General features: G+C 72.3%; 14 protein-coding genes and 1 pseudogene. 5 read left to right on the top strand and 10 right to left on the bottom strand.

The genetic code is table 11. The annotated features are described in order from the left end of the window. The first annotated feature begins 107 nt into the window (after positions 1 to 107). Positions 108 to 1,412, top strand: a complete 1,305-nt coding sequence (locus tag BLT72_RS10810) for an FAD-binding oxidoreductase (protein ID WP_091412827.1) — start codon at positions 108 to 110, stop codon at positions 1,410 to 1,412. A gap of 123 nt (positions 1,413 to 1,535) precedes the next feature. Here BLT72_RS10810 and BLT72_RS10805 read toward each other — a convergent pair whose 3' ends face one another. The 4 genes and pseudogenes from BLT72_RS10805 to BLT72_RS10785 all read right to left on the bottom strand — a co-directional run bounded on the left by BLT72_RS10805 (position 1,536) and on the right by BLT72_RS10785 (position 6,409). Further along, a complete protein-coding gene (locus BLT72_RS10805; RefSeq protein ID WP_231930507.1) occupies positions 1,536 to 2,552 on the bottom strand; it encodes a phosphotransferase in 1,017 nt (338 codons plus the stop codon). A 479-nt stretch (positions 2,553 to 3,031) separates the two neighbouring features. Beyond that, positions 3,032 to 3,341: pseudogene (locus tag BLT72_RS10795) on the bottom strand (dihydrofolate reductase family protein); the annotation flags it as partial. A gap of 175 nt (positions 3,342 to 3,516) precedes the next feature. Next, on the bottom strand, positions 3,517 to 5,199 hold the full coding sequence (locus tag BLT72_RS10790; RefSeq protein ID WP_091412821.1) for a gamma-glutamyltransferase family protein: 1,683 nt from the start codon (positions 5,197 to 5,199) through the stop codon (positions 3,517 to 3,519). Positions 5,200 to 5,515: 316 nt separating this feature from the next. Next, a complete protein-coding gene (locus tag BLT72_RS10785) occupies positions 5,516 to 6,409 on the bottom strand; it encodes a helix-turn-helix domain-containing protein (RefSeq protein ID WP_091412818.1) in 894 nt (297 codons plus the stop codon). A gap of 125 nt (positions 6,410 to 6,534) precedes the next feature. On the opposite strand from BLT72_RS10785, the gene BLT72_RS10780 reads away from it, so the two are divergent. Continuing rightward, positions 6,535 to 7,437 carry an SDR family oxidoreductase gene (locus tag BLT72_RS10780; RefSeq protein ID WP_091412816.1) on the top strand — a complete coding sequence of 301 codons (903 nt, stop codon included), beginning with the start codon at positions 6,535 to 6,537 and terminating at the stop codon, positions 7,435 to 7,437. After that, entirely contained in the window at positions 7,434 to 8,489 is a 1,056-nt protein-coding gene (locus BLT72_RS10775; protein WP_091412814.1) for an aldo/keto reductase, read from the top strand. The genes BLT72_RS10780 and BLT72_RS10775 overlap by 4 nt, the downstream gene beginning before the upstream one ends. A 365-nt stretch (positions 8,490 to 8,854) precedes the next feature. On the opposite strand, the gene def is transcribed toward BLT72_RS10775, so the two are convergent. Together def and BLT72_RS10765 are read right to left on the bottom strand one after the other, a co-directional pair. Then, complete coding sequence (def, locus tag BLT72_RS10770; protein WP_091412812.1) at positions 8,855 to 9,409, bottom strand: peptide deformylase; 555 nt, start codon at positions 9,407 to 9,409, stop codon at positions 8,855 to 8,857. 650 nt (positions 9,410 to 10,059) lie between these two features. Then, positions 10,060 to 10,851: a class I SAM-dependent methyltransferase gene (locus BLT72_RS10765; protein ID WP_091412809.1), complete on the bottom strand. Its 792-nt coding sequence runs from the start codon at positions 10,849 to 10,851 to the stop codon at positions 10,060 to 10,062. Between the two features lie 200 nt (positions 10,852 to 11,051). Between BLT72_RS10765 and BLT72_RS10760 the strand changes: the two genes are divergently transcribed. Continuing rightward, the gene (locus tag BLT72_RS10760) at positions 11,052 to 12,125 is read left to right on the top strand and encodes a serine hydrolase domain-containing protein (protein WP_157720426.1); all 1,074 of its coding nucleotides are present in this window, start codon (positions 11,052 to 11,054) and stop codon (positions 12,123 to 12,125) included. 634 nt (positions 12,126 to 12,759) lie between these two features. On the opposite strand, the gene BLT72_RS10755 is transcribed toward BLT72_RS10760, so the two are convergent. The 4 genes from BLT72_RS10755 to BLT72_RS10745 all read right to left on the bottom strand — a co-directional run bounded on the left by BLT72_RS10755 (position 12,760) and on the right by BLT72_RS10745 (position 14,677). Further along, positions 12,760 to 13,467, bottom strand: a complete 708-nt coding sequence (locus BLT72_RS10755) for an alpha/beta fold hydrolase (protein ID WP_280949260.1) — start codon at positions 13,465 to 13,467, stop codon at positions 12,760 to 12,762. Between the two features lie 159 nt (positions 13,468 to 13,626). Then, positions 13,627 to 13,749: a hypothetical protein gene (locus BLT72_RS23310; RefSeq protein ID WP_280949251.1), complete on the bottom strand. Its 123-nt coding sequence runs from the start codon at positions 13,747 to 13,749 to the stop codon at positions 13,627 to 13,629. Then, positions 13,746 to 14,216 carry a hypothetical protein gene (locus tag BLT72_RS10750; RefSeq protein WP_091412805.1) on the bottom strand — a complete coding sequence of 157 codons (471 nt, stop codon included), beginning with the start codon at positions 14,214 to 14,216 and terminating at the stop codon, positions 13,746 to 13,748. The genes BLT72_RS23310 and BLT72_RS10750 overlap by 4 nt, the downstream gene beginning before the upstream one ends. A 35-nt stretch (positions 14,217 to 14,251) precedes the next feature. After that, positions 14,252 to 14,677: an ester cyclase gene (locus BLT72_RS10745; protein WP_231930503.1), complete on the bottom strand. Its 426-nt coding sequence runs from the start codon at positions 14,675 to 14,677 to the stop codon at positions 14,252 to 14,254. A 131-nt stretch (positions 14,678 to 14,808) separates the two neighbouring features. On the opposite strand from BLT72_RS10745, the gene BLT72_RS10740 reads away from it, so the two are divergent. After that, the gene (locus BLT72_RS10740) at positions 14,809 to 15,456 is read left to right on the top strand and encodes a TetR/AcrR family transcriptional regulator (protein ID WP_157720424.1); all 648 of its coding nucleotides are present in this window, start codon (positions 14,809 to 14,811) and stop codon (positions 15,454 to 15,456) included. Positions 15,457 to 15,534: the final 78 nt, after the last annotated feature.

The raw sequence follows: 15,534 nt of genomic DNA, 5'->3' as shown, positions 1-15,534 counted from the left end.
GCCGCGGCGGTCCACGACGACGCCGCGTAGCGGCTGAGGGGCCGATGAGTCCGCCGAGGACGCGTGGTCTGTCTGTCGTCGGTGCATCGAGGGAGAGGACCTGCGGCATGCGGACGATGGAGATCCTGCGACCGGGTGACCCGGCCTACGACGGCGCGCGCCGGGTCTGGAACGCGATGATCGACCGCCGTCCGGCGCTGATCGCCCGCTGCCGTGAGACGGCCGACGTGGTGTCCGCGCTCGACCTGGCCCGGCGGGACGGTCTGGAGGTCGGCGTGCGGTGTGGCGGCCACGGTGTGGCCGGGCACGCCGTGCCGGACGGCGGGCTGATGATCGACCTGACGCCGATGGGCGGGGTCCGGGTCGACCCGGGGCGGCGGCGGGCCCGGGTGCAGGGTGGCGCCCTGCTGGGGGCGCTGGACGCGGCCACCCAGCAGCACGGGCTGGCCACGACCGCCGGCAACGTGTCGCACACCGGCGTCGGTGGTCTCACGCTGGGTGGCGGCATGGGCTGGCTCGCCCGCCAGCACGGGCTGGCCTGCGACAACGTGCTCTCCTTCGAGATCGTCACGGCAGCCGGGGAGGTGGTGCGCGCGTCGCCGGCGGAGAACCCGGAGCTCTTCTGGGGCCTGCGCGGCGGTGGCGGGAACTTCGGCGTGGTGACGGAGTTCGAGTTCCGGCTGCACGCCACCGGCACCCGGTCGCTGACCGTCGAGCTGGACTTCCCGACGGCGGACGCCGCTCCGGCGCTGGCGTGCTGGCGGGACCTGGCCCTGGCCGGACCGCGCCGTGCGACCTACACGGCCGCGATCTCGGGCGGCATCGCGACCCTCGGCTTCGTCTGGGTCGGCGACCCGGACGGGGGCCGCGAGCTCGCCCGGAGCCTGGAGGTCCTCGGCGCACCCGTGGAGCGGCGCGTGGTCGAGCAGACGTACGTCGACCTCCAGCGGTGCGGCGACACCCCGCAGGGCCACGCCCTCCGGCGGTACTGGAAGGGCCACTACCTCCCCGGCCTGCCCGACGCGGCGATCGAGGCGCTGCTGGCGCACGACCCCTCGATGGGGGCGAGCCTGCAGACGCACGGTGGGGCGATCGCCGACGTCCCGGCGGACGCGACGGCTTTCGCGCACCGCGGGACGGCCTTCGAGTACATGGGTGCCGCCCGTTGGACCGACCCCGCGCAGGATGCGGACCGGATGGCGACGGTGCGGGCGTGTGCTGGTCGCATCGCGCCGTTCGCGCATGGGGCCTACGTGAACGCCCTCAGTGACGACGGGGAGTCCGGCGTGAGCCGCGCCTACCCCGCTGCCGTCCTGGACCGGCTGACGGCGCTGAAGGACGCCGTCGACCCGGCGAACGTCTTCCACCTCAACCAGAACATCCGGCCGAGCCGGAGCGTGGCGACCGTGTAGGCAGACACCGTCGCCGCCTTCGGGGGAACGGCTCCGCCCGGTCGCCGGCTCCGGCGCCGCCCGGAGCTGGTGGTCCGGGGCGGCCGGTGTTCGAACCCGACCACGACGGGTCGGCGGTCGTCCTCACGAGCTGAGCTGGGACCACGGCTCCGACAGCTGGGCCAGGGCCGCGGGCCCCCACCCCGTGGGATCCCCGTCGCGCGGCATCATCGCCACGGAGTGCCAGGCGACGAGAGCGTCCCACCAGGCCGCCTCGGTCGGGGTCAGCGGGCTCACGGACGCGTAGCCGTCGAGGAACCAGGTGCGGACCTCGGCTGAGACCGGTCCCCAGTCCCGGAAGCGGGTGCCGAGCAGGACCGCCGATCGCGCGAGCTCGACGACGCGGTGATCGAGCCGGGCTTCCTCGAAGTCGAGGACGGCCGCCACCGCAGGACCGACGCAGAGGACGTTCGCGGACCGAAAGTCACCGTGCACGAGCTGCACGGGCAACGGCTCCCCGGGGGCCTCGGCGACCAGTCGACGCAGGGCGTCCCGCGCCGCGGCCGGTACATGATCCGGGACGGCGTCGAGCCAGCCGGTGAGCTCGTCCGTCAACCCGGCCGACCGCCCGGCGACGCCGGGAATCCGGTCGGCCTCGGGGTAGACGGCGAGAGCAGCGTGCAGGCGGGCCAGGACCGCGCCGGCGGCACGCACCTCGCGCTCGTCCGTCGTGTCCAGGAGATCGCCCGCGACCTCCCGCTGGACACCGACCGACGCGCCGTCGAGCTCGACCTGGTGGTGGCCCTCCGGCGTCGCGACGGGCGCGCTGACCGGCAGGCCCCGGCCCTCCAGCCAGACCAGCAGCCGCGCCAGGCCCGCCAGGCGCGGGAAGCGCTCGGGGACGACCGACCACTTGGCGATCAGGCGGGCGCCGGGTGTGCCGACCCAGGCCAGCGCGTTGTGACCGCTCATCACGATGCGCTCGCAGGAGTCGACGCGGACGCCCCAGCGCTCGGCCAGGGCGGTGGCCACCCAGCGTCCCGCCGCGGCCCCGGCGGGGAAGCCGAACCGCGTCATGAGCGCGTCACGGGGGTCAGCGGCCTCCCACAGCATCTCCAGCGCGGGCTCCGACGGCATCGAGGGGCGCTCAACCGCAGTCACCGGGTGATCGTCACACACCGAGCCGCTCGCACGGTCCGGGTCAGCGCCAGAACGTCGCCAGCCGCTCACCCAGCACCGTCCCGCGCGCGTGACCGGCCCGGGCAGCGGACGGCGCAGCGACAGGTCCATCGCGTTCTTGCCGAACAGGTGCTCGGAGCCGCTGTCCGGGAGGACCGCCTCGACCCGGCTGCCGCCGGCGCGCAGCTCGTCCACCTGAGCCGCCAGCTGCACCACGTGTAGCGACTACGGGAGCGCCTCGACGGCGGAGCGGGCGCAGATCGACGGTGAGGTGGCGGCGTTCCTCGGTGCCCGGTTCCCCGACGTCGACACGGTCGACCTCCCGTACCGGACGCACTGCGTCAGGGCCGCGCTCAGCTGAGAGGTGACCACCCGACGGCGCTCCGGGGTCATCGCGGTGACCTGCCGGCCCGACGCGCGTCGGAGCAGTGGTGTGGAGGTGAGCGGGCCGGAGGGGGCGGTCAGCGGCGCACCGGGTAGCGCAGGTGGAGCACCCGGTCGCCCTGGATCACCGCGTCCGGGTCCTCCAGCCGATGGTGCGCGTGGACCGACCCGAAGTAGCGCTTGCCGGACCCGAGCACCACGGGAACGACGTCCGTGCGCACCTCGTCGACCAGTCCCGCGGCCAGCACCTGGCCACCGACGTCGCCGGCGGCGCCCTCGACCACGCGGTCACCCGAGCTCCTGCGCCTTGGCCACGGCGGCCTCGACGCCGTCGACGAAGTGGAACGGTGCCTCGAGGTCCCAGCCCTCGGGTGCCGGCCGGTGGGTGTGCCCGTTTCCAGGCACCGGAGGTCAGAGCAACCTCATCGGGCCGGAGAACGCCGACGGTCGCCCAGCCGGACCGTGCTGCGCCGTCGCCGGCCGCTGCGCAGGACGCACACCGACCCAGCCCCGCCGTCGGGACCCCACCACCGCCGCCTCGGCCACCGCCGCTCGACCGAGATCAAGCAGTCACCGGGCCCTCAGGTCCCGGTCGGCTCGAGGCCGGGTCAGGAGTGCCGGCGGCAAGACCGCTGCCGCGCGAGTCGGTGACCCCGAGCAACCGGCCGCCATGGTCACGCAGGACCGCCTGCACCCGGCCGGTGCTCGGATGGTGGGCGCCCAGCGAGCGCACCTCCAGGTCGTGGCCCGCCGGGTCGGAGAGCGTCGTGGAGGGGATCGGCGCCTCAGCCGCGATCGAGGTGCGCCGCCAGACCTGCGGCGGCCCGGCCCCGTCCACGTCGACGACGATGCGGGGCGCCTCGACCGCAGCCTGCAGGGCCATCCGGTGACCGAGGAGGTTGAGGAGCACCAGCGTGATGCACGGCGGTGGGAGGCCGGGGGTGCCGAGCGCCAACTCCGGTCGACCGTCGTCGAGCACCATGGTGGAGGCCAGCGGGGCGATGACCCGACGACCTGGCCCCTCGCTCAGGCCGGGGAAGTCGCCCGCCGCGTTGACGCCGACGCCGTCCACGACCAGGCCGGTGCCGAAGTCCGAACCGCCGTACCCCGTGTGCAGGACGCAGACCCAGTTCCCGGCGTGGTCGACCACCACCAGCTGGTTGCTGCCGACGGGTCCTCGTCCGGTCCGCGCCGGCGGTGGAGCGTGGCCCTTCGCGGTCCTGCCGCCGCCGGTGGTCTGCTCGATGAGGCCGGCCACGGCGTCCAGATGGCTCGAGGACAGCAGCAGCTCGACGGGTACGTCGACCGCGTACGGGTCGGCGCCGAAGCGCCAGGTGAGGGCTTCGGCCTCGGCCAGTACCCGGCTCACCAGGGCGATCGCTCGCGGGGAGTGGAACCACCACCCGAGGTCGGTGATGGCGAGTCGCTCCGCGAGCCCGAGGGCGATGGCGCAGAACAGCCCGCCCGTGTCGGGTAGCGGGGGTCCCACCAGGTCGTGGCCGTCGAAGGAGTACGCCAGCGGCTCCTCCCAGCGCGGGGCGTAGGCGGCCAGGTCGGCCCTGCTCATCACTCCGCCGGAGCTGACCACCGACTCGACGAAGTGCTCGGCGAAGGCGCCGCGCTGGAACCACTCCGCCCCGTCGGGCGCGGCGATCCGAGCCAACGTGGCCGCCAACGCGGGCTGCCGGAACAGCTGCCCCACCCGCGGCAGGTAGCCGTCCGGTGTGTAGCGCTGCTCCCCGGAGGGATGGCTGACCAGGTGGGTCCGGGCCGCGGCCATGGCCGTGGCGAGCTGGCCGTACATGACGAAGCCCTCGTCAGCAGCCCGCACCGCCGGCTCGAAGTAGCTGGCCCACGGGCGCGTCCCCAGGCGCTCCGCCGCTGCGGCCAGCCCCGCCACAGTTCCCGGCACGGCGACGCGCGCTCCTGAGGTCACCGGGAGCCCGGCGGTGGAGGCCGAGCCCCGAGGACGGTCGGGGCCAGCCTGGAGATAGGTGCTCCGGCTGCGTCGCCCGTCCCAGATCAGCATCCCGAACCCGCCGGCGATGGTCGACAGCTGCGGCTCGAGCACCTGCTGCAGCGGGATCGCTGTCAGGGCCGCGTCGATGGCCGTGCCCCCTGCGCGGAGGACCTCCAACGCCGCGGCGGTCACCGCAGGGTGCGACGTCGCCACCATCGCCCCCGTGGCCACGGCCGCCGGTCTCGGCCCGGGTCCCAGGCCGGCCGGCTCGATCTCCAACGCCACCGAGGCACACCCCTCCGGACCACGTCCGCTCCGCAACCGCTCGAGCCCCGGATCCGTGACTTCTGCACGGAGCCGGCGACGGCGCCCGGGTCGGCTCGGCGCAACCGAGGTCCCCGGGAACCACACCCACCCTGGCGCAAGCCGGCACGGCACGCCAGAGCGCACGAAGGTGACGGCGGCCGATGGCCCAGCCCGGCCACGCCACCGCGTCCCGCTCGCCCAGCGCGCCGCCGTGGCCTCTGGTGCTCGCCGTCGAGCGCCCGCGGTCCGCCGGGACCCGGGGACCTGGTCGACCAAGGGGTGACGCGTGGCAGGGTCACGGGTGCGGCAGGTGCTCAGCGACGTCCGACTCGAGCCGAGCCGTGGCGGCCCAGGCCGCGAGCAGCTGGAGGCCGTCCTGGCTCGGGGAGCCTGGTGCGGCCGTGAACGCGAGCAGTTGCAGACCGGGCTCGGAGGTGAGGTCCATCGCCTCGAAGGTGAGGTCGAGGTCACCGACCACGGGGTGGTGGATCTGCTTCGTCCCGGTGCGGTGAACCCGCACGTCGTGGGAGGCCCACAGGGTGCGGAACTCGTCGCTGCGCGTGGCCAGCTCGCCGACCAGGTCGGTGAGGATCCGGTCATACGGCGATCGTCCGGCCTCAGCGCGCAGCAGGGCGACGATCTGCTGCGCGTTGGACGTCCAGTCCCGGTAGAAGGCCCGGGCACGGGGGTCGAGGAACGTGAACCGCGCGGCGTTCACAGGCCGCTGGGGCAGCACGAACATCTCGGAGTACAACGCGGCGCCGAGCCGGTTCGTGGCCACCGCGTCGAGACGGCCGTTCTGGACGTAGACCGGCACGTCGCGCATCGTGTCGATCAGCTGCTGCACGCCCGGGCGCACGCGCTGCGGGCGGGACGGGCCGCGGCGGCGGGCCGGGGGAACGCCCCGGTTCGACGCCCGGACGAGGTGGTAGAGGTGCGCGTGCTCGGCCTCGTCGAGCTGCAGGGCGCGGCTGATGCTGTCGAGGATCGCCTCGGAGACCCCGGCCGCGTTCCCGCGTTCGAGGCGCACGTAGTACTCGGTGCTCATGCCGGCCAGCAGGGCGACCTCCTCGCGGCGCAGGCCTTTCACCCGCCTTCGGCCGCCGAAGTCGGGCAGGCCGGCCGCGGCCGGGGTCAGGCGTTCGCGCCGTGAGGTCAGGAACTCCCGGATGTCGTCCCTGGTGTCCATGGCGTCGAACCTAGATGTCCGGTCGCAGTCCGGGGAGTCACGGGCATTGACCCCCTCGGCAGTGACTCCCTCCGACGTGGTCGCTCGCCTTGACTGGGGGACACCACTCCAGGAAGGCACCACTCATGATCGACACCACACCCACCACCCCGGCCGTCTGGTTCATCACCGGCGCTGCACGCGGCCTGGGCATCGAGCTGGCCACGGCGGCCCTCGAGGCCGGCCACCGGGTCGTCGGCACCGCCCGCGACGCCGGCCGGGTCACGGCCGCCCTCGGTGAGCACGACGACCTGCTCGCCCTCTCCCTCGACATCACCGACGCCGCAGCCGCGCCGTCCGCCGTCGACGCTGCCGTCGAGCGTTTCGGCCGGATCGACACCCTGGTCAACAACGCCGGCAACTTCTACGCCGGCTACTTCGAGGAGATCAGCGACGCCCAGTTCCGGGCCCAGATGGAGACCAACTTCTTCGGCCCCCTGAACGTCACGCGGGCCGTGCTCCCGGTCATGCGGGCCCAGCGCAGCGGCCGGGTCGTCACCGTCACCTCGACAGCCGGGATCATCGGCGGCGAGTTCGTCGCGGCCTACGCCGCCTCCAAGTTCGCCCTGGAGGGCTGGATGGAGTCGCTGCGCTTCGACCTCGCCCCGTACAACATCTCCACCACGATCGTCGAGCCCGGCTTCTTCCGCACCGAGCTGCTCGTCGAGGGCGCGTCGTCGATCTGGCCCGAGCTCTCGCTCGACGACTACGCCGACCGCACCGAGCAGACGATCGCCGCGTGGAAGGCGATGAACGGCCAGCAGGGCGGCGACCCCGCCAAGCTCGGCCGCGCGCTCGTGCAGCTGATGGCTCTCGACGAGCCGCCGCAGCGCTGGATCGCCGGCGCCGACGCCGTGGCCGCGGTCGAGCGGAAGGCGCGGGACCTCCTCGTCCAGGCCGACGCGCACCGGGAGCTCTCCTCCCACCTCGACCACGACGACGACCCCGCCGCACCTGAGCGGCTCACGCACCAGGAGACCAGGGCATGAAGTACCGCAAGCTCGCCAGGACCGGGACCAGCGTGTCCAACCTCGCCCTCGGCGCCATGGAGTTCGGCGCCAAGGTCGAGGAGAGCGACTCCTTGGCCATCCTCGACCGCTTCGTGGAGGCCGGTGGCAACCTCGTCGACACGGCGAACGGCTACGGAGCCGGGACGTCGGAGGAGCTGCTCGGACGCTGGTTCGCCAGCCGCCCGGCCGACGTCACCGACCGCGTCGTGCTGGCCACCAAGGCCCGCTTCGGAACCGGCCCGGACGTCAACGAGAACGGCACCGGCCGCCGCAACCTCGACCGCGCCCTGAGCGCATCGCTGCGTCGCCTCGGCCTGGAGCGGGTCGACCCCTACCAGGTGCACGGCTGGGATCCCCTCACCCCGATCGAGGAGACCCTCGGCTTCCTCGACGACGCCGTCCGTGCCGGCAAGATCCACTACATCGGGCTGTCCAACTTCACCGGCTGGCAGCTGCAGCTCACCCTCTCCACCGCCGCCGCGATGGGGTGCCAGCTCCCGGTCACCCTGCAGCAGCAGTACAGCCTCGTCTGCCGCGAGAACGAGTACGAGGTCATCCCCGCGGCGCTGCACAACGACATCGGCCTGCTGCCCTGGTCCCCGCTGGCCAGCGGCTTCCTCACCGGCAAGTACGAGCGGGACACGAAGCCGCCCAGCGGAGCCCGGATGGGGGCGGACAGCGCCTTCTACAACCGCACGCTGCGGCTGCTCGTGGCCGAGCAGCAGAACTGGGACACCCTCGAGGCCGTCCGCGCCATCGCGGCCTCGATCGGCGCCACCCCCAGCCAGGTCGCCCTCAGCTGGGTCACCAACCAGCCCTCGGTGACGGCCCCGATCATCGCGGCGAGCAACCTCGACCAGCTCGAGGAGAACCTCGCCGGCGCCGACCTCGTCCTCGACCGGGCCGCCACCCAGCGCCTCGACGAGGTGAGCGCCCCCTCGCCCGACGACTACCCCTACGGGCCGTTCGGCGCGAAGCAGCGCGACCGCTACGTCGACTGCAGCGACCAGGTCATCCGCGAGCTCACCTAGGAGCCTCGAGAAGGGGCTCGAGCGCTCGACTCTCCTGCCGGCGGGAGTCGATCGGTGTGCACGTCAGGCGCTCGCCTGGCTGGCGTCGTTCGTGCCCCACACCTCGAGCCTGTGCTCATCACCGAACCCGGTGTGCGGTCGGGCCGGAGTGTCGTCCGACCGGCCTCCTCGCCCACCCCGCGGGGGTCCGCCTCCGCCCCGTGGACGACCAGCCGGGGCGCCGCCACCCGACCGCGATCCGACCAGGCCGCTCCATCGCCCTGCTCGACCGAGAGACGGACGAGGCCGCCTGCACGCCGGGAGAGGGGAGCCCACGGCCGCAGCGCGGGGTGTGAGGTGGTCACCGCTGCGGTTGAGCGGTCCCGCTACCGCTGCCGGGCCGCGCGGAGGGGAGCGTGCGGGCTCAAGCGGATCTCAGGCACGACGCCACCGCTCCACTCGGCCTCGCGGATCGCGGCTTCGGCAGCCTCTCGGGTCCGGGGGTCGAGCCGGTCGACGAACAGGATGCCGTCGAGGTGGTCGGTCTCGTGCTCGATGATGACCGAGAGCCGGCCGTGCCCCTCGACGCGCAACGGCTCCCCGTGCATCGTGAAGCCGGTGGTGACCACCCGGAGGTGGCGGCGGCAGTCGAAGGGGAGTCCCGGGATCGAGAGGCAGCCTTCCTGACCGACCTGCTCGTCGTCTCCGACGACCTCGACCAGCGGGTTGACCACGTGGCCGATCTCCCCCTCCACGACGTAGGTGAACACGCGCAGGCCCACGCCGATCTGCGGTGCCGCGATGCCGCCGCCGTTCGCGTCGATCATCGTGTCGGTGAGATCCCGGACCAGGTCGCGCAGCTCCTTGTCGAAGTCGAGGACGGGCGTGGCCTTCTGCCGCAGGATCGGGTCACCGAAGAGTCGGATCGGTCTGATGGCCATGGGGCTCCTTCGGAGGCCGCCGGCTCTCGGCGAGCGGCGGGGTCTCGGGCAACGACAGACCTGACCTTCCCATGGTCCCGGCCCGCAGCCGCCACCGCACCGAGCGCCGCCGGTGCCGACGCTCCGGCGTGCTAGAACCGAAACCGCGCGATGCGGCCGTGCGCGTGAATCCGGGCGGGAGGTTCACCAGCCGGCACACGCGCCGGGTGGTCGCAGGTGCCCTGGCCAGCAGCACCGGCGAGTCGTCCAGCGGCGCCCCGTCGACGTAAGCCAGCCGCGGGTCAGCCGGCCAGCGCCGCCGAGTGGATCTGGCCGGTCGGGAAGCCGTCGACGACGCCCGTCAGCAGCCGCCGCGCACCAGCCTCGGTCGGGTCAGGGCACCAGTCCTTCGGCGATCACCAGGACCGGCCGGCCCCGGTGACGACGGCCACGCACCCCACCAGCGTGCGAGCCTCGCCCGGGTGGACGCTCATCCTCTGACCCCCCTGGCGCTCACCCTGGGCTTCGCGGGGCCTCCGCGCCGCGTTCGCACCAGCCGCGCGACATCGCCGACGGCCGCCAGCGACGGCCCGCCGGGGAGGGCTCGTGTGCAGTGGCCGACCGTCAGCCGAGGACCCTGCCGATGACGGGCCGGGTGCGGCGCCGGGTCGTCACGAGCGTCTTCGGGCGATGTGGAGGACGGTTCCCCAGCCGCGGCGTACCGTGCCGCTGGGCCTGCCTACGACGCGTCGCCGGATCTCGCTGAACAGGTGTTCCCGGTCCCGTGGTGCCATGGCCAGGTGGCCGGAGAACGTGCGCAGCAGGTCGAGGTAGGCCTCGGCGGTGTAGTCGACGGTCCAGTCGAGGTGCTCGACAGCGACGACGTCGAACCGGCCGGACTCCTCGATCTCGGCCGTCTGCTCCTCGAGCTCACCAGGCGCCGGCTGCGGCGCCCCGTCAGGGGGAGCTCCGCCGATGCCGTCGTACACCTCCTGCAGGTCAGCGAAGAAGGGGTCCCCGTCGACCGGGAAGACGTGCTGCGCGGCCCACACGGCGAGGTGACCTCCCGGCCGCAGCGCGTCAGCTGCCCGCTGGTACCGGCGGTCGGGGTCGACCCAGTGCCAGGCCGTGGCCGCGACCACCGCGGCGAACGCCGCCGGCGGGCCGGTCCAGTCCTCGAATCGGGACTCGACGACCTCCACCGGGTAGCCGGTCAGGTTGCGGCGGGCCTGAGCGGCTAGCGCAGGACCGGGTTCCAGGGCGGTGATGCGCAGTCCACGCCGTGCCAGCGGCAGGGTGGCTTTGCCCGGCCCCGCCCCCACCTCGAGCACGGGATCGCCCCGGTGCAGGCCGGCGACGTCGACCAGCCGGTCGAACAGTCGCGGCGGGTAGTCGGGACGGGCGTCCTGGTACAGGTCCGCAGCCTGGTCGAACGTCGTCCGCAGTCGTTCCCGGTCGTCCACCGACTCAGGTTGTCACCTCCACGGCCATCGCAACATCCCGCTCGACCAGGAGCCGCGGATCCTGCGCCGAGGGTCGCCCGGACCCCGCGCGACGGACCTCGGCCGGCTGGAGCGCCGCTCCCTCTCCAGCGCCTTGGCAGCAAGCCGTCCAGGGGAGGACGATTTTCTCGTCGGTCGCGCGAGGGGGGTGGAGGGGCGTGATGGCACGTCGCCTGTCGGCGGTGCTCCTGGTCATCCTGTTGACGGTGCTGCCGGCGTGCGGGACCAGGAAGCCCGGCCCGCCCCCGACCGGCTCGCCGACGCACTCGTCGTCCGATCTCGGCTCGGCCCTCGACCAGTTCGTGGGGACCAGTACTGGTCCGTGGCTGAACACCCGTGCCGTGCTGGTCAGTCACCGCGGTGAGCTGGTCGCCGAGCGGTACTACTTCAGCGAGCCCGAGGAGCGGGCCGACGTCTTCTCGGTGACCAAGAGCGTGATCGCCACGCTGATCGGCATCGCCGCCGGTGACGGCCTACTCAGCCTGGACCAGACCCTGGGCGAGCTGCTTCCCCGACAGCGGTCGTTGATGAGTCCGCCGACCCGACGGGTCACCGTGCGGCAGCTGCTGACCATGACGAGCGGTCACACCCCCGAGCAGGTCGACCGGATCGACCCCGGACGCCCGGGCTACGTCGCGGCCCTGCTGGAACTGACGCCCGAGCGATCGCCGGGCCAGGAGGTGAACTACAACGACGGCGGACCGCATCTGCTCGCGGCGGTGCTGCGCGAGCGCACCGGGATGTCTCCGCTGGCGTACGCCCGCGAGCGGCTCTTCGAGCCGTTGGGCATCGACACCGAACCAGCGACGCGAGGCTTGCTCCTCAGCGGAGCGGGCAACGGGGACTTCGCCTGGCTGACCGATGGGGACGGGCTCGTCGGCGGAGGATATGGCCTCCAGCTCACCGCTCGCGACCTGGTGGCGGTGGGGGAGTTGTACCGCGAGGGTGGAGTGCGGGGGGGCCGGCGCCTGCTCGAGGACGACTTCGTGACACTGGCCACCAGCCGGCAGGCTGACCTGCCGGTGGAGGACTACGGGTACGGCTACCTGTGGTGGGTGACTCCCGTCGCCGGCCTGGACGCCTACAGCGCGGTCGGGAGGTTCGGCCAGCTCGTCCTGGTCGTGCCGGCCCGAGAACTGGTCGTGGCGATCTCGACCCGGCCATCGGATCCGCCACTCGAACCTGCCGACCAGCTGGCCATGGTCGAGGAGCTGGTGCTCCCGCGACTGCCCTGACTGTGCTCCACGAGGGGACGGCGACACGGGCCCCGCCAGGGGGCGAGGTCGCCGGCACCGACCCTGGTCGAGGACGGCCGCGGGGGGACGGGAAAGGCTCCGACCAGGTGTTCTGGTCGGAGCCTCGTCGGTCGGGCTGACAGGATTTGAACCTGCGACCCCTTGACCCCCAGATCGGGCTGGGCGGGCCTTTGAGCCTGGGACACCTCTCGCTGGTGTCCGTGGGTGACCGTTGATGTGCGCTGCATCTCGGGGGTCTGGTCCGTAGTTGGTCCGTCGTTCTGGCTCACTCCTCCGGGCCGCCCCGTAGCTGCCAGATCCGGCCGGAACGGTGGGGGTCAAGGCTCGGGCTTGCCCGATCGCGTAGCGACGCGTAGCGGCCTTGAGGTTCATCGTGGAGGCCGGACACTTGTCGGCGGGGCGTGCCGACTTCCGCCCCCTCTGCAGTCAGCCCGGCGTAGCGGCCCGCAGCGCAGCGAGGACACGCGGAGCCGGGCAGCCGAGCGCAGCGAGGCTCTTGAACCAGTGAGGAAAGTCGTAACCGCTTTGGGGGTCTTGCGGTGGTCGGCGAACCTGCCAGGGCCCCGGCACCGGTCGGGTGGGTGGTGCCGGGGCAACTGCGGAGGGCGGGCGGTTAGTTGCCGAGGAAGTCGATCAGTGCCCGGTTGAACTCCTCGGCGTGGCTGACGTTGCAGCCGTGCGGGGCGCCCTCGATGACGTGCAGCTGGCTGCCGGGGATGGCGGCGTGGGTGCGGGCGCCGGACCCGGCGAAGGGGACAGTGGCGTCGGCGGAGCCGTGCAGGACGAGGGTGGGGATCGACACTTTCGTGAGGTCGTCGCGGAAGTCGGTGGTTCCGAAGGCGTTCAGGCAGGCGAGCGCAGCCTTCTTGTCGGCCTGCAAGCAGAGGGCGAGCGCCTCCTGGCGCTGCTGCTCGCTGACCCGGAGAACGCCCTTGGAGGAAAAGAACTCGGTGGTGAACTGGTCGTAGAACTTCTCCTGGTTCGCGGTGAGCTGGGCGGTTATCTCCGCGGCCTGAGACTTCTCCAGGGGGCCGTCGGGGTTGTCGCCGGTCTTCATCAGGTAGGGCGGGACCGCCGCGGCGAAGACGACGCTGCGGAGCCGCTCGTTGCCGTAAGTGGTGAAGTAGCGGGCGGCCTCTCCACCGCCCATGGAGAAGCCGACCAGGGTGACGTCGGTGAGGTCGAGTTCGGTGAGCAAAGCGTGGAGGTCCTCGGTGAGGGTGCCGTAGCTGTAGCCGGTGAGCGTCTTGTCGCTGCGTCCGAAGCCGCGTCGGTCATAGGTGATGGCTGCTCGGACCAGGACTCGCCGGAGAGGGGCCAGCCGTGGACCAGCACGACCGGTCGGCCAGAGCCGCCGGTGTCGTCGACGTGCAGGTGGGTGTCTTTAAAGAGCCCGTGGTGGGCGGTGATCTCGGTCATGGGTGTCCTGTTCTCGAGGTGGTGGTTGGTGGTCGGCCCCACTTCGGGAAGTTGACGAAGATCAGGCCGGTGTGGGAGACGCTGACCCGGTCGGCATGGCGCCGCCGGTGAACAGGTGCACCGTCTCCAGTTCACCGGCGGGATCGCCGAGGGGCTGGTCGGCGCCGGACGTGGTCGTGGTCACCCCATGCTCCTCAGGGTCGCGTAGGTCGCGAGTCCGTAGGCGAGGTGAGGGACGACGTCGGCGGCCCAGTCCTGCGCCGCCCAGGTCCCGGGGTCGCTGATGCCGAACGTCTTGAGCGGGACGTCGGAGGCCGCCATGGCGCCGCCGCTGATCAGCAGCACAGCTACCGGTGCGGGCAGGCTTCGTCCGGTGCGGCTCAGGAGATGCCCGACGATCCCGGCCGCGGCCCCGACCGCTGTGCCGACCGCGATGCCGGACAACGGGCCCAGTCCTTGGAGTCGGTTCTGCCGGGTGTCTTCATCGCCGGGGATGCGTACGCCGGCTTTGCCGGCTGCGGTCTCGACGAGCTGCTCGGGCGTGCTGCTGCTGGGTCGGCCGCGGAGGACCATGTCGAGGTAGGTCACGGCGTTCAGCACGGTGGTACCGGCGGCGCCGGCTGCGGCGCCCCGGAGAAATCCTGCAGACATGGGAGTCCCCTGTTCGCGTGGACGGTAGCGGGTGGTCAGCTGGTGGGAAGCCCGAGCTGGGTGAGGATGCCGAGCTGGTCGCTGCTGCCCCACCGCTCGACGAGCTTGCCGTCGGAGAAACGGCTGATCTGCATCCCGCGCACGCGGAACGAGCGGCCCGTCGGCTGGAAACCCTCGAAGGGCCCGGCATGGGTACCGGTCAGGGTGTAGGCGAACGCGACGTCGTCGTCGTCGGCCACGAGGTGATCGACCTCGACCTTCAGGTCGGGGAAGGCGGTGCGCAGCTCCCCGAACATGGCGCGGTAGCCCTCGGGTCCGGCCACCTGGTTCGGAGCCGGGTCATGGTCTACGGCGTCCGCGGCCACGAGGTCATCGAAAGCCAGACTGCCGGAGTTCACCGCCTCGCCGAAGGCCGTCTGCGCGGCCAGGTTCGTGTCTCTGGTCTTGGAGAACAAGCTCAACGTCCTCATCCTTTCGTGGTGGGTGCCAAGTGTGGCCGAGAGCAACAGAAAAAAGCACGGTCGTCCGTACACCAAGACAGTAGCCGACGGTGATGTTCCGTTGATCGGGACCCCTGTCGTACGGTCGGAGGATGGCTGCACCGGTGGATCTCGACGGGCGGCGCGTACGGGGCGCTCGGACTCGCAGCCTGATCCTGGCTCGTGCCGTCGACATCGCCTCGGTGGAAGGGCTGGACCACCTCTCGCTCGGCCGCCTGGGGGCCGACCTGCAGATCAGCAAGAGTGGGGTCAGCGGGCACTTCGCGAGCCGGGAATCGCTCCAGCTCGCGGTCATCAGGGTCGCGGCTGCGCTCTATTCCGAGCGGGTCGCGGTCCCGGCTGCCAGCGCGGGTTCCGGGCTTGCCCAGCTCTGGCGGCTCTGCGACGGCTGGATCGAGTTCATGCGTTCCGGGGAGCTCAGCGGCCGGTCCTTCTTCTTAACCGCCCTGGTCGAGTACGACGCCAGACCCGGCGTGGTCCGTGACGAGCTCCTCCGCCACCGACTGCGCTGGGAACGACTCTTCGGTCACTTCTGGAGAAGTGCTGTTCGCCAGGGCCAGATGGTCTCCGATGCGGACGCCCATCAGCTCTTCTTCGAAGTTGGTGCGCTGGTGTCGGCAGCGACCATGGAGGCTCAGTTGCGCGACGACCCCGCCGCCTTCGACCGAGCACGCAACGGCGTGCTCCACCGGTTGAGGCCCCTGACCGCCGATGCGTTTGCGGTCCTCCTGGAGAAGTAGCCGGCGATGGGCTCGAGACGGCACGAAGTCGGCTCCGTCGTGTTGCGTGGCGATCCATCTGGTGGTCCGGAAGTCCTG

It is taken from the genome of Friedmanniella luteola (genome assembly GCF_900105065.1).
In the GTDB taxonomy this organism is placed as follows: Bacteria; Actinomycetota; Actinomycetes; order Propionibacteriales; family Propionibacteriaceae; genus Microlunatus; species Microlunatus luteolus.
The sequence above is the reverse complement of the archived record's forward strand: the minus strand, read 5'-3'. Positions and strand labels throughout refer to the sequence as shown.

What these genes read in the sequence shown, in the direction of transcription:
- BLT72_RS10740 (WP_157720424.1), top strand. Translation starts at nt 14,809, where the DNA reads ATGGCTGCACCGGTGGATCTCGACGGGCGGCGCGTACGGGGCGCTCGG.
- BLT72_RS10750 (WP_091412805.1), bottom strand. Translation starts at nt 14,216, where the DNA reads ATGTCTGCAGGATTTCTCCGGGGCGCCGCAGCCGGCGCCGCCGGTACC.
- BLT72_RS10785 (WP_091412818.1), bottom strand. Translation starts at nt 6,409, where the DNA reads ATGGACACCAGGGACGACATCCGGGAGTTCCTGACCTCACGGCGCGAA.
- def (WP_091412812.1), bottom strand. Translation starts at nt 9,409, where the DNA reads ATGGCCATCAGACCGATCCGACTCTTCGGTGACCCGATCCTGCGGCAG.
- BLT72_RS10780 (WP_091412816.1), top strand. Translation starts at nt 6,535, where the DNA reads ATGATCGACACCACACCCACCACCCCGGCCGTCTGGTTCATCACCGGC.
- BLT72_RS10760 (WP_157720426.1), top strand. Translation starts at nt 11,052, where the DNA reads ATGGCACGTCGCCTGTCGGCGGTGCTCCTGGTCATCCTGTTGACGGTG.
- BLT72_RS10810 (WP_091412827.1), top strand. Translation starts at nt 108, where the DNA reads ATGCGGACGATGGAGATCCTGCGACCGGGTGACCCGGCCTACGACGGC.
- BLT72_RS10775 (WP_091412814.1), top strand. Translation starts at nt 7,434, where the DNA reads ATGAAGTACCGCAAGCTCGCCAGGACCGGGACCAGCGTGTCCAACCTC.